At 60.4% G+C, this 13,166-nt stretch carries 11 protein-coding genes; 9 read left to right on the top strand and 2 right to left on the bottom strand.

The window, feature by feature from the left end:
* Positions 1-11: 11 nt before the first annotated feature.
* The gene (locus G5179_RS02570) at positions 12-1,541 is read right to left on the bottom strand and encodes an EAL domain-containing protein (RefSeq protein ID WP_421205613.1); all 1,530 of its coding nucleotides are present in this window, start codon (positions 1,539-1,541) and stop codon (positions 12-14) included.
* Positions 1,542-2,036: 495 nt separating this feature from the next.
* Here G5179_RS02570 and G5179_RS02565 point away from each other — a divergent pair, with 495 nt between their 5' ends.
* Positions 2,037-3,965, top strand: a complete 1,929-nt coding sequence (locus G5179_RS02565; RefSeq protein WP_421231343.1) for an EAL domain-containing protein — start codon at positions 2,037-2,039, stop codon at positions 3,963-3,965.
* 64 nt (positions 3,966-4,029) lie between these two features.
* Here G5179_RS02565 and G5179_RS02560 read toward each other — a convergent pair whose 3' ends face one another.
* Entirely contained in the window at positions 4,030-4,953 is a 924-nt protein-coding gene (locus G5179_RS02560) for a 1-aminocyclopropane-1-carboxylate deaminase/D-cysteine desulfhydrase (protein ID WP_421257814.1), read from the bottom strand.
* An 86-nt stretch (positions 4,954-5,039) separates the two neighbouring features.
* Here G5179_RS02560 and G5179_RS02555 point away from each other — a divergent pair, with 86 nt between their 5' ends.
* From G5179_RS02555 to mshE, 8 genes are all read left to right on the top strand, one after another.
* Positions 5,040-5,903 (top strand): MSHA biogenesis protein MshI, encoded by an 864-nt coding sequence (locus G5179_RS02555; protein WP_421205609.1) that lies wholly within the window; start codon positions 5,040-5,042, stop codon positions 5,901-5,903.
* 100 nt (positions 5,904-6,003) lie between these two features.
* Positions 6,004-6,597, top strand: a complete 594-nt coding sequence (locus tag G5179_RS02550) for a PilN domain-containing protein (protein ID WP_128834786.1) — start codon at positions 6,004-6,006, stop codon at positions 6,595-6,597.
* Positions 6,597-7,244 (top strand): type 4a pilus biogenesis protein PilO, encoded by a 648-nt coding sequence (pilO, locus tag G5179_RS02545; protein WP_266134566.1) that lies wholly within the window; start codon positions 6,597-6,599, stop codon positions 7,242-7,244. Before G5179_RS02550 ends, pilO begins: the two co-directional genes overlap by 1 nt.
* Entirely contained in the window at positions 7,237-7,566 is a 330-nt protein-coding gene (locus tag G5179_RS02540; protein WP_421257813.1) for a SctD/MshK family protein, read from the top strand. The genes pilO and G5179_RS02540 overlap by 8 nt, the downstream gene beginning before the upstream one ends.
* A gap of 70 nt (positions 7,567-7,636) precedes the next feature.
* On the top strand, positions 7,637-9,313 hold the full coding sequence (mshL, locus tag G5179_RS02535) for a pilus (MSHA type) biogenesis protein MshL (RefSeq protein WP_216952745.1): 1,677 nt from the start codon (positions 7,637-7,639) through the stop codon (positions 9,311-9,313).
* A 92-nt stretch (positions 9,314-9,405) separates the two neighbouring features.
* Positions 9,406-10,302 carry an ExeA family protein gene (locus G5179_RS02530; RefSeq protein WP_421257812.1) on the top strand — a complete coding sequence of 299 codons (897 nt, stop codon included), beginning with the start codon at positions 9,406-9,408 and terminating at the stop codon, positions 10,300-10,302.
* Positions 10,299-11,381: a tetratricopeptide repeat protein gene (locus G5179_RS02525; protein WP_266134568.1), complete on the top strand. Its 1,083-nt coding sequence runs from the start codon at positions 10,299-10,301 to the stop codon at positions 11,379-11,381. The genes G5179_RS02530 and G5179_RS02525 overlap by 4 nt, the downstream gene beginning before the upstream one ends.
* A 73-nt stretch (positions 11,382-11,454) precedes the next feature.
* Entirely contained in the window at positions 11,455-13,164 is a 1,710-nt protein-coding gene (mshE, locus tag G5179_RS02520; RefSeq protein WP_421257811.1) for an MSHA fimbrial ATPase MshE, read from the top strand.
* The last annotated feature ends 2 nt before the right edge of the window (positions 13,165-13,166 follow it).

Raw genomic sequence — 13,166 nt, 5'->3', positions numbered from 1 at the left:
CAATATCGGTGTCAGCTCTCTTGCGAATATTGTGGAGGCCACGTCTGCTGCCAGATGGCAAGATCTGCCAGCGCCATGGGCCTGCCAAAGACGTAACCCTGGATCAGATAGACGCCGTGTTGCCGCAAGTAATCAACCTGTTCCCGCGTCTCAACCCCTTCCGCAATCATCTCCATGCCTGATTCCAGGCCAAACGTGATGATGGCATCCAGCACGCTGCGTTTGAGGTCGTTGGTGCCTATGGTATCGACGAACATCTTGTCGATCTTGATCTGGCGGATCCCGAGGCTCTGCAGGTAGGCAAAACCACCGTAGCCGGTACCGAAATCATCCAGTTTGAAGTGATATCCCATCTGCTGCAACAGGGTGATCTCCTCGGTAGCGGCTTTGATGTCGAGGATCGGCTTGCGTTCGGTCAGTTCGAAGGTAAGGCGCTCGGGCGAAGGGTTATGGTGTTCACTCAACATGTTGCGCAGCAAGGGTTGTTCGATATGGGTGGCCATCAGATTGACACTGATCCACTGCTCTGGTGGCAACAGCGGCAGATCCGTGATCACCTGCTCCAGCAACTGCCTGGTGATAGGCAGGATAAGTCCCTGATCTTCAGCATATTCGATGAAAGCGCTCGGGGGGATCAGCTCGTGTCCACGTTGCCAGCGTAGCAGCGCCTCAAAACCGGCAACCTGCCAGGTTCGAAGATCCACCACGGGTTGATAGAAGGGGATGAACTCCTGGCGCACCAATCCGGCCTGCAATAGCCCCTTGAGCGAGCGGCGATAGTTTCGCAGCGACCAGTAAGCGGTCACCAGCAGCAGGCCCAGGATAGTGCCGCTCCAGAGTGCGATTCGTCTGACTTGCTCGCGAGCATACAGATCCAGTGCAGAACCGGCCCAGATGGTTTGTCGGGTCAGTTTGTCCTGATCAAAGAAGCTCAGGCTGCGGCTGCCCTCTTCCAGCTTGATGGTCCGGTCACCGCGCGGGAAGCGGGGGGTCATCGCTGCGGGATCCCGCTGGCTGAACTCCAGATAGAAACAGTCACTGCAGGGGAGCTGTAGCAGATCGTGGCTCCAGCTGTTATCGAGCACCCAGTAGGCAATGTTGCCGCCGTTTTTGTAGTAGGCAACCATCTCCTGTTCCGTATTGAAACTGGCCGTTGTAGCAGTCAGCCCCAGTTTGTCGGGGAGGGCGCCATCCTGGTTGGCGTTTTTGATGAGCGAAATACCCACACCCAGGCTTGAACAGCTTTTCCCTGATGCCAGTTCCAGCCCCTGCAGACGAATATGGGTGTTGTAAAAGCGGGGATCCCGCAGCAGTGCCATGTCGTTGGCACCACAATCGAAATCAAACAGCGTCAGCTGCTCGCTCATGGCTTTGTCCAGCGTGTGATGGCGTATCGCCATGGCTCGCTTTATCTCGGCCACCTTCTGCTCAAGCAGGTGGTTGGCCATCGGTCTTGTTAGCCACAGACCGACGGACTGGCTTGCCAGGATGGGCAAGAGCAGTAGCAGTACAGTGATCCAGAGGGGGGTGATGCGTAACAAGGGCGCCTGCCAGTTTCACGAGACACAAATGGGTCAAGCCATCATAGTGCATTAGTACAATCAATTTGAGCTCTACTTGTCACACTTATTGGATGATTTTTTAAATGTATGATTTTAAATGTTTTTATTATTAACCTTGAAAAGATTCAATCGCTGACCTGTCATAAATGACAATTGCTCAACTTATCCGAACTGCTTTAGAGTACCCCTGCGGTTTGACTCACCGTGTGTTCAATACTCCTGTATCTGTTTTTTGTCAGTAGCACAGAGTGTTAGTTTTGATATGAGTGTTCCTTTTGGTCCCTTTTGAGGGACCATTTTTCTGTCTGCTATCTTCCCCTGCTCCACCTGTGTACCTTCCTTGGTATTCTCCCGCTGCTTTGGGTATGCTGCCCCGCTTAAATTACAGAAGCGGGATCCCCGTCCATAGTGATGGCCACAGCGCCACTGCTACCATGAACTCCAATGGATGATGCCGGGCACACGGAAAGGCACATGAAACTCACAACACATCTTGTCTCGTTTATTACCTTGTGCGTGATCGCTGCCATGGCGACCGTGCTGATTGGCGGGGTGTTCAGCTTTCGCGAGCTGGGCATGGAGTTGCAGCAAAAGAAGGTCGATGCGCTGGTCGAGGTGATCGACAAGCAACTCGACGTTGCTCACGGTATGGAGGATATGAGCCGCTGGTTGCCCACCTTGCTGCGGGCGGCTCATGTGGTGGAGCTGGAGGTGCGCCAGAATGACCAGCGGGTCTACTGGTTCCGTGACGTACAGCGTCCGGTTGATGAACCGCTGCTGGTGCCATACAGCCATCCGCTGCCCCATCAGGCTGGCATGCAGGCCAGCTTCAAGCTGGAGCGCCCCTTCAAGGAGGCGGAGTACTCCATCAAGGCGATGTCGGGCATCTCGTTCGGGATCTTCATCGTGGTGTTCGGTCTCTGGTACTCCATCCGCTGGTTGCGTCAGCAGTTGCGCGGTGCCGAGCTGCTGGGCATTCGCGCCCAGCTGATCCTCGATGACAAGCTCTCCAAACTGAGCCATGACCCCGTCGAAGAGTGGCCGGTGGCCGCCAGTCAGGCCCTCGATCATCTGCTCGCCGAGCTGGCGGATGCCCGCAAGGAGCGCAGCCGCTTCGACAACTTCATTCGCAGCAACGCCTTCGTCGACAAGATGACCGGCATCGGCAACCGCCTCTTCTTCGATAACCGGCTCGAGAGCGCTATCATGGAGGCGAGCGTGATGAGTGGCGGTGTCTTGCTGATTGAACTCGCCTGTCTGGAAGAGCTGGAAGCGGAGCAGTTCGAGCTGCAGGGGCATGATCTGCTGCTGGAGGCGAGCGCCGTGATCAGTGCTTTTGTGCGCAAGCATAACGGTGCCTTGCAGGCTCGTTATGCCGGACATGTCTTTGCGGTATTGTTGCCCAACATGTCGGAGAGCGAGATGGTGGACAGTGCCAGCCAGCTGCTCAAGAGTCTGCAACGGCTACACTGGCCGCAGCAGGTCAATCCGGAGACGGCCATCTATATCGGGGCTGTCTGCTACCAGGCGCAAGACACTCTGCTCAAGGTGCAGGAGGAGGCCGAGCTGGCCCTCAAGAGTGCACGTCTGCAGGGGCACAACGGCTGGTTCCTCTACGAGAAGCAGCTGGACGAGGAGCAGAGCAGCAAGGGGACGGTGCGCTGGCGCACCCTCATCAGTCGCCGTCTTGAAGAGCAGGGGATCGATTTTTATACCCAACCGGTCCAGCAGGATCGGGATCAGGTGGTACTGCAGCAGGATCTGCTCACCTATATCCACGATGAGCAGGGGCGGGAACTGCAAGCAGGGATCTTCATGCCAATGGCGGAGAAGGTGGGCCTGCTGCTGCAACTGGATCGGCTGGTGGCGGAGCAAACGCTGGTGTTGCTGCGCCAGCGTTCCGAGCAGAGCTGTCCCATCACTCTGACCCTGAGTGCCCAGAGTCTGCTCAACCGCGAGTTCCAGCGCTGGCTCTTCTTCGCCCTGTTCCAGCTGCCGCGCAGCACCAACGAGCGGTTGATCCTGCAGCTCTCGGAGGCCCAGGTCACACGCCACTTCGAAGCACTCAAGCGGCCGCTGCGCTCCCTGCGGATGCTGGGCTGCCAGCTGGCCATCGATCATGCTGGCCAGGATGTGGTGAGCACCCAGTACATCAAGGAGTTCGAGATCAACTTCCTCAAGCTGCACCCCAGCCTGGTGCGGGAGATTCACGCCCGACAGGTGAACCAGATGGCGGTCCGCAGTCTGGTGGGGGGCTGCGCCAATACCCGTACCCGGGTGCTGGCGGTGGGGGTAGAGAGTGGCGATGAGTGGAAGATGCTGCGCCACCTCGGGGTGCATGCCGGGCAGGGGCCCTGGTTTGCCGAGCCACGCCGGTTGGTGCAGGAGCCGGCTGGTGATTGAGATAAACAAGAGAGGGTCGTCGTGGGGCGACCCTCTCTTGTTTTCGGTTGCCGTCAGGCGGGGCTCACAGTCGCCCCTGCTCCCGCAGTCCGGCCAATCCCTGCATGCCGCCGGTATGGATAAAGACAATCTTGCTGCCGGGGGCGATGCGGCCCGCAGCCAGCTCGCGAAACAGCCCCCACATCGCCTTGCCGCTGTAGATGGGCTCCAAAGGCAGACCTGTTTCGGCGCTGAAATCTTGAACCCACTGCCAGAGGGCCGGGCTGAATTTGGCGTAGCCACCATCGTGGTGATCGAGTGCGACCCGCCAGCCGGGGATGCTGGCGGCAGCGGGATGGAGGCGACACACCTCGTCAGCGATAAAGCCGCCTCCTTTCAGTACCGCAATGGCGAGGATCTGCTCCCGGTCCTGTTTGCCAGCGATTAGGCCCGCCAGGGTGCCGCCGCTGGCACAGGGCAGTACCCAGAGATCCGGCGAGAAGGGTACCTCGCCGACCAGTTCGGCAACCCCGGGGATAGCCAGCGGGCTGCTGCCCCCTTCCGGCACGATCAGGGTATCGGGTGCATCGAATTGGGCCAGCCAGTCGGGATCCTGGCGACGGCGGTAACTCTGGCGGTCGACGAAAACGAGATCCATACCCCAGCGTCTGGCATCCCTCAGGGTGGTATTGCTGACGGCATCAGATTCGCCCCGTATGATACCGGTAGTTCGAAGGCCAGATTGGCACCCTGCTGCTGCCAGTGCATGGATGTGATTGGAGTAGGCGCCGCCAAACGAGAGTAGATGCCGTTTGCCGTGCTCTCTGGCATGAAGCAGGTGGTATTTGAGCTTGCGCCACTTGTTGCCGGAGATGGTCGGATGGATCAGATCATCCCGCTTGCACCAGAGTTCGACGCCGTAGCGGGTCAGCAACGGGTGGTGGAGGGGGTGCAGGGGGAAGGGCAGGATAGCTGACCCCTCTGGCTCGGCTGGAAGGCTGGCTTGCAATGGTGAGTCCGTCTTTTATATAGAGGCTAATCTGCTGTTTATGTTAGTATTTCATACATTTAATCACTATTGATGGGCGGGCTTACATGAAAAAACTGTTCAGACGGTCGACGCCAAGCCGCCAGGTCGGGCTCTTGTTGGCCAATGACAGGATCATGCTGGCTGCAGTGGGCAATCCCCCCGTCTTCGCGACGCGCACCATCAACGGCCCACAGGAGTGGGCTGTGGCCATGAACGAGCTGTTCAGCCGTTATGGGCTGGCCAAGTCTAAAGTGCGGGTAGCCCTCGCCGCCAGCCTTTATCAACAGATCCAGATCGACAAGCCTGCCGTGCCTGACGCCGAGATGGCGGGGGCGCTCCCCTGGGCCATCAAGGACTATGTCAGCGAACCCGTGCTGCAACTGGCGATGGATTATGTGGACTTGCCCACCCCGCCTGCCGGTCGTCCGCGCATCAATGTGATCTGCCTGCCCAAGAGCCGGGTGCAACAGCTGGCCGATGCCATCAACGGCATCGCCACCCTGCAATCCATCATCAGCGACGAGCTGGCGCTCACCTCTCTCTATGAAGCGGATGACACTGTGCGCATGCTGCTGTGGCAGCCCAAGGGGCAGGATCTGCAACTGCTGGTCTTCCATCAGGGGGGGCTCTGCTTCTCCCGCCAGCTGCGCGGTTTCACCAGCCTGACCGGCGAACATGAGCCTGACGCCATGCTGCTCGATTCACTGGCGCTGGAGATCCAGCGCTCCCTCGACTATCTGGCGGGCCAGCTCAAATTGCCCGAGCTGGGGCAGATGCAGTTTGCCGTCGCTTCGCCCTTTATCGGTACCCTGGTGCGTCACATGGAGCAGACCTTCGGCTTTGCCGTCTCCGCCATGGCCAACAAGGCGGTGCTGGCCGGCGTCGAATACCTCTCGGCTTATGCTGCCGCATTGGGGGATGATCAATGAGAGTGTTATTCCCCCTTGCTGCCATGGTCAACAAGACAATGTTGCTGGCTGGCGTCGAGTACCTTTCTGCCTACGCAGCCGCCATCGGGGAGGATGCGTGATGAAACGTCAGATAAACCTTTATGGTGCCGAGTTTCGTCCCAAGCGGCAGTGGGCCAGCCTCAATCAGATGGCGTTGGTATGGGGTGTTGCGCTGTTGCTGATCCTGCTGACGGCTATCGGTTACAGCTGGCAGCAGCAACAGGTCAGCCGGGCGCTAGCGCAACGCACCGCCGAGCTGGAGCTCAAGCGCAGCGAGGCCAGACGCCTCGATGCCGAGCTGGCGCGCCATCAGGCGGATCCCCGGCTGCAACAGCAACTGGTCAATAAACGGGATGAGCTGACCGCCAAGCAGGGGCTGATGCGTCAGCTCGGTAGCCTGTCTCTGCAAAAATCCCAGGGCTATGCCAGCGTGATGGCGGATCTCTCCCGCATTCGCAGCAGCAACCTCTCGTTGCAGCGCATCGAGATCAACGAAGGGCGGATCAACCTCTCCGGTTTTGCCGGACGCAGTCAGGATGTGCCGGCCTGGGTCAACCGCTTCAAGCAGACCCCGAGTCTGGTAGGCAAGGAGTTTGGTGAACTGACCCTTGGCCGTGACGAGGAGGGTCGTCTGACCTTCCAGTTGAGCGGCATCGCGCGGGAGAAACCCTGATGAACCTGAAAGCACAATGGCAGGCGTGGGGCCAGCGTATCGCCCTGTTGAGCCAGCGGGAGCGGGTGTTGATCCTGCTTACCGGTCTGGTTTTGCTGGGCGCTGGTAGCATCTACGGTTGGCTCGATGGCGCCGATACCCGCCTGCAGCAGGATCGCATGGCCCTGAGCGCCGCCGAGCGCGACCTCGAAATCATGGAGCTGGAGAACCTCGGCAAACAGGCTCGGCTCAAGCGGGATCCCAATCAGGGCGTTCGCGACCAGCTGGCGCAGGTCGAAGCGGATCTGGCCCGGATCGACGATGAGCTGAAGGCCCAGACCGTCGATCTGATCCCGGCGCACGAGATGCCGCAGGTGCTGGAGGCGCTGCTCTCCCGCTCCGCCAACCTTCACATGCTGGCGCTCAGTTCGCTGGAGCCGACCCCGCTGATGGCGGGAGAACAGAAGGTCAATCTCTACAAACATGGTATCCGGCTTCAGCTAGAAGGCGGCTATTTCGATGTTTATCAATATCTCAAAGCGCTGGAAGCCTTGCCGCGCCACTTTTACTGGAAGCAGTTCGACTACCGGGTCAAATCCTATCCCGGCGCGGTGGTGGAGATGGAGATCTACACCCTGAGTACCAGCAAGGAGTTTATCCGTGGCTAGAGTGTTTGCGTTGTGCTGTTGCCTGTTCAGCTTGCTGGTACAGGCGGAGCAGGTCGAGGTATTGCAGGATCCCACCGCACCGCTGGCGGATGTGGCGATTGGCGCCCGTGCGACCGGCGAGAGCAACACCGGTTTACCGAAGCTGCAGAGTGTGGTGCTGGGCAATGGCCCGGCGCTGGCGGTGCTCAATGGCAAGAGTTATCGGGTCGGGCAACAGGTGGATGGCTATACGCTGGTGGCCATCACGGCAGATGCCGTGGTGCTGGAAAAGGCGGGCAAACGCCACGCGGTCACACTCTTTGCCAGCAAGATCCGGGTTTGAGTCGTGCTTGCCTTTCGAGAGGTGGAGCGGCTTTATCGAGTTTAATTGCAAGTCAGGGTGCTCTAATTACATGAAAAAACACCGTCTCTGTCTGATCACCATGGCCATGATGGCCGCAGGCTGTACCACGTATCAGCACCCCGAGCCGACCCAGGCCAAGGATGCTCTCAAACAGGCCATGAACGAACAGCAGAAGCAGGCTGCCCCGCTGACCGCCTTGCCCAAATCGGTGCAGAGTGAATTGCTGCAGCTGAACCGGCCGCAGATGCCGGTCGGCATGCCGGAGAAGCGGCTGCGCATCGCGGCTCACGACGTGGAGGCGGTGGAGTTTTTCGGTTCCCTGTTCAAGGGCTCCCGCTACAGCGTGGCGGTTCATCCCGGGGTGGCCGGGCTGGTCTCGGTCGAGCTCAAGGATGTGACCCTGCCGGAGGTGCTGGCGGTGGTAGGTGACATGTATGGCTTCGACGTGCAGCGCAAGGGCAATGTCTTCCACATCTATCCGGCGGGTCTGCGCACCGAAACCATTCCGGTCAACTATCTGATGATGTCCCGCCGTGGCCTATCCCGCACCTCGGTCAGCACCGGCGGGGTGACTGCCAATGACAACAACAATGGCAGCAATAACAGCAGTTTCGACAGCGCGTCCAACAACAGCGGCAGCAACAGCTCCTCCAGCAACAACTCGAGCGGTGACAACAGCAACGGTACCCGGATCGAGACTGACACCAACAGCGACTACTGGACCGATCTGCGCGACTCCCTGCAGACCCTGATTGGCACGGGTGATGGTCGCGCCGTGATCACCAGCCCGCAGGCGGGTCTGGTCACTATTCGCGCCTATCCGAAGGAGCTCAAGGCGGTACGTGAATTCCTCAATCAATCCGAGAGTCACCTCAAGCGCCAGGTGGTGCTGGAGGCGCGGATCATCGAAGTCGCCCTCAACGAAGGGTATGAGCAGGGGGTTGACTGGAGCGGTCTCTCCGCCAGTTGGGATGGCGGCAAGGGTATTACCGGCGGCCAGTCACTTGCCAAGACCCAGCTGCCCACCACCCCCAACCAGATCTTCAGTGCGCTGGGCGGCGGCGCCGGTTTCACGATCTCTGATGGCAACTTCGAGGTGGCGGTCAACCTGCTCAAGACCCAGGGCGATGTGAATACCCTCTCCAGCCCGAGGGTCACTGCGACCAACAACCAGAAGGCGGTGATCAAGGTGGGGACGGACGAATATTTCGTCACCAATGCCTCGACCACTACGGTGACCTCGACCGGCACGGCCGAACCTATCGTGACCCCCAATGTGGAGCTGACCCCCTTCTTCTCCGGTATTGCGCTGGACGTAACGCCGCAAATCGATGAAGAGGGCAAGGTGCTGCTCCATATCCACCCTTCCGTTATCGACACAGAAGAGCAGAAGAAGACCATCAACGTCGGTACCGCCAAACCGCTGGAGCTGCCGCTCGCCAAGAGCTCGATCCGCGAGTCCGATACCGTGGTGCAGGCCAATAACGGCGACATTATCGTCATCGGTGGTCTGATGAAGACCGACAAGCAGGAGATCGTCAGCAAGGTGCCGCTGCTGGGAGATATTCCCTGGGTGGGCGAAGCCTTTACCAATCGTCGCGAGAGCACCAAGAAGGTGGAGCTGGTGATCATGCTCAAACCGACCGTGGTGGAGAAAGATACCTGGCAAAACGAGCTGCAGCGTTCCGCAGATCTGCTCGACAAGTGGTATCCGGCGAAGGGGTAAGCCATGAGCTGGCGATTGGCATCTTTCCATTCCGCCGTACTGCGGGCCGAGGCTCGCGGTCGCAGGTTCCCCGTACTGGCTGGTGAGCGCCCATGTACCTGAGCCACTTCGGCCTGCAGGAGGCGCCGTTCGGCCTCACCCCCAATACCGGCTTCTACTACGGCCTTCCCCCTCACGAGGAGGCGCTACAGGTGCTCAATTGGGCGCTGGCGCAAGGGGAGGGATTTATCAAGGTGACCGGCGAGGTGGGTACCGGCAAGACCCTGCTCTGCCGCAAACTGCTGAGCGAGCTGGGCTCGGAAGAGTGCCCGGTGCGGCTCGCCTGGTTGCCCAATCCCCACCTCAGCCCGGCCGAGCTGCGCACAGCGCTGGCGCTGGAGCTGGGGTTGTCGGTGCGGGAGCAGAGTGAGCTGGATCTTACCGATCGCATCCATCGTCACCTGATCAGCCTGCACCAGCAGGGCAGTCGGGTGGTGGTGCTGATCGATGAGGCCCAGGCGCTGCCTGACGAGACGCTGGAGGCGATTCGCCTGTTTGGCAATCTCGAGACAGAATCGAGCAAGTTGCTGCAGATCGTGCTGTTCGGCCAGCCGGAGCTGGATATCAGACTGGCCAGGCCCCACCTGCGCCAACTGCGCCAGCGGATCGGCTTTTCATACTGCCTGCGCCCGCTGCGCTTTGACGAGACCCGCGCCTATCTGGAGCACAGATTGCAGGTCTCCGGCTACCGTGGGGCACCACTGTTTGCCGGCCGCGCCATGCGGATGCTGTGGCGGGCCTCGCGAGGGCTCCCGAGACTTATCAACATCCTGGCGCACAAGTGCCTGATGCTGGCCTACGGTCAGGGGGGGCGCCGGATCGATAGCCGTCTGGTGAGGCTCGCCATTCGCGATACCGACGATGCCAGCCGCTTTGCGCCATTGCGCTGGTGGCCCCTGTTACTGTTACTGTTACTGGGGTGCGCCCTGGCTTATGGAGTCTGGCCATGAGCGTTATCAACCAGATGCTGAAAGATCTGGATCGGCGCCAGCAAGGCGCCGAGGGAACTGCCGTCTATATTGCCCCTGCGCGCCAGCAGGGGTGGTGGATGTTGCTGCTGACCCTGATCTGTGGTCTGGCATTGGGGATCCTCGGTTGGCGCACCTGGATCTACTGGCAGCAGACACACCCTGTCGTCGCCGCCAGCGAAGTGGTGGTTCCCGATGTGGTGACACGGGCCGCCGAGCCAGTCAATCCGCCCGAGCCGGTCGCAGTGGCCGCTGCGCTGCCGTTGCCGGGTGGGGATGAGAGAGTGGCTGATACCGCTGGCGGGCAGGTAGAGGGAGAGATGGCCGATGGTGCCCCCTTTGATGCCTCCAGCGATGTTGACGATTCGGAGCCGACCGATGAAGAGCTGCAGCCCGAGCTCTACGCCGAACTGGCGGCAGAGCAGCAGGCTGTCGCCAGCGCCCCGCGTAAACCGGGCATATTGAAGATCGAGACGGTCGAGCTGTCGGCCAAGGAGCTGGCGGCACTGGCGGAGCGCAAGGCGACGACCGCCATGGCCAAGGGAAGCCTGCGGGATGCGCAGGACAACTACTATCAGGTGCTGGCCCACGATCCCTATAACCAGGGGGCGCGCGAGCAACTGGCGGGGTTGCTCTACGGCGAGGGGCGCCTGACCGAGGCGCGCCAGCTGCTGGAGGAGGGGATCCGGCTCGATCCCCAACAGGCCGATTTTCGTCTGCTGCTGGCCCGTCTTGCCATCAACGAGGGGCAGCAACAGCAGGCGCTTGGCTGGTTGTCCGGTTATCAACCTGATCTTGCCAGCAACCTGGACTATTACGCCACTTGGGCGGGTCTGACCCAGGAGCTGGGTCAAAATGCCGATGCGGCGGCGCTCTATGTGAAGCTGCTGCGCCAGCAGCCGGATCAGGGCCGCTGGTGGCTTGGTCTCGGTGTCGCCGAGGATGGTCAGGGGCACAGCCAGCGGGCACTCGATGCCTATCGCAACGCCCTGCTGCACGGCAATCTCGGCGAGGCGTCGACCAACTGGCTGGAACAACGAATTGGCCAACTAACCCCTTGATAAACGCAGATTCGATGAGCGAAGCCTCATCGGATGCGGCAACGGGTGTGAAGTAACAGATATCGGAGCAAACATGGCACAACCCAGACTGAAAATGCGCCTCGGCGACCTGCTGGTTCAGGAGCAGATCATCTCTGATGATCAGTTGCAGCTTGCCCTGCAGCAGCAGCGTCAGACCGGACGCAAACTGGGTACCACTCTGATTGACCTCGGCTTTATCAGCGAGGTACAGCTGCTGCAGTTCCTCGCTCGCCAGCTGGATGTACCCTTCTTCGATCTCAATAACCTCACCATCGATGCCGCCGCGGTGCCGCTGCTGCCCGAAGTGCAGGCGCGCCGTTATCGGGCGCTGGCGGTCAACCTTACCGACGACAAGGTGACGGTAGCCATGTCGGATCCGGCGGACTTGAGTGCGCTGGATGCCATTGCTGCCTTGCTGAGCCCGCGGGAGATGGTGCTGGCGGTCGCGCGGGAAGGGCAGTTGCTGGACTATTTTGACCGCCTCTATCGCCGCACCCGCGAGATTGAGAGCTTCGCCGAACAGCTGCAGGAGGAGTATCAGGACTCCGGCTTCGAGTTGGGTTCAGGTAATCTGGGGGCCAATGACGAGGGGGAGGCGACGGTGGCCAAGCTGCTGCGCTCCCTGTTCGAGGATGCGGTGCAGGTGGGAGCGTCGGATATCCACATCGAGCCGGACGAGAAGGTGCTGCGCATTCGCCAGCGGATCGACGGCATCCTCCACGAGAATATCCTCAACGAGGTGCGCATCGCCCAGGCGCTGGTGCTGCGTCTCAAGCTGGTGGCCGGGCTCGATATCTCCGAGAAGCGCTTGCCGCAGGATGGCCGTTTCAACATGAAGGTGCGCGGCCGTGATGTGGATGTGCGGATGTCCACCATGCCGGTGCAGTATGGCGAGTCTGTGGTGATGCGTCTGCTGGATCAATCCTCCGGCATCCTGTCGCTGACCGAGACCGGCATGCCGCCGGAGATCCTGACCCGTTTCCGTCGTCAGCTCAAACGCCCGCACGGCATGATCCTGGTGACCGGCCCCACCGGTAGCGGCAAGACCACCACCCTCTATGGCGCTCTCTCCGAGCTCAACCAGTCCAGCAACAAGATCATCACGGTCGAAGATCCGGTGGAGTATCGTTTGCCCCGTATCAGCCAGGTGCAGGTCAATCCCAAGATCGGTCTCACCTTTTCCCACGTGTTGCGTTCTACCCTGCGTCAGGATCCGGACATCCTGCTGGTGGGTGAGATGCGTGACAACGAGACGGTGGAGATCGGTCTGCGTGGCGCCATCACCGGTCACCTGGTGCTGACCACCCTGCACACCAACGATGCGGTGACCAGTGCCTTGCGCCTTATCGACATGGGGGCGCCCGGCTATCTGGTGGCGAGTGCCCTGCGGGCTGTGGTCGCCCAGCGGCTGGTGCGGCGGGTATGTGAGCACTGCGTCGAGGAGAAGGCGCCCGACGAAGGGCAGGCCAGCTGGCTCACCGTGCTTTCCGGCGAGGCGCCTGGCCAGCATACCTATCACAAGGGCCGGGGTTGCCAGAGCTGCAACTTTACCGGTTATTCCGGCCGGATCGGGGTCTACGAGCTACTGGAGCTGGATCAGCCGATGATGGATGCCCTGCGCCGCAACGATGCGGAAGGGTTCGCCAAGGCGGCCCGTCAACACGAACACTACCGGCCGCTGGCCCTCACTGCCCTCGATTATGCCCGTCAGGGGATCACCTCGGTGGATGAGGTGTTGCGACTGGCCGAGGATTTGGGGTAAGC

The sequence above is a fragment of the Aeromonas sp. 600886 genome, from assembly GCF_049174935.1.
Taxonomy (GTDB): Bacteria; Pseudomonadota; Gammaproteobacteria; order Enterobacterales; family Aeromonadaceae; genus Aeromonas; species Aeromonas veronii_A.
Note: the sequence above shows the minus strand (reverse complement) of the source record. Positions and strands in the feature narration are given on the sequence as shown.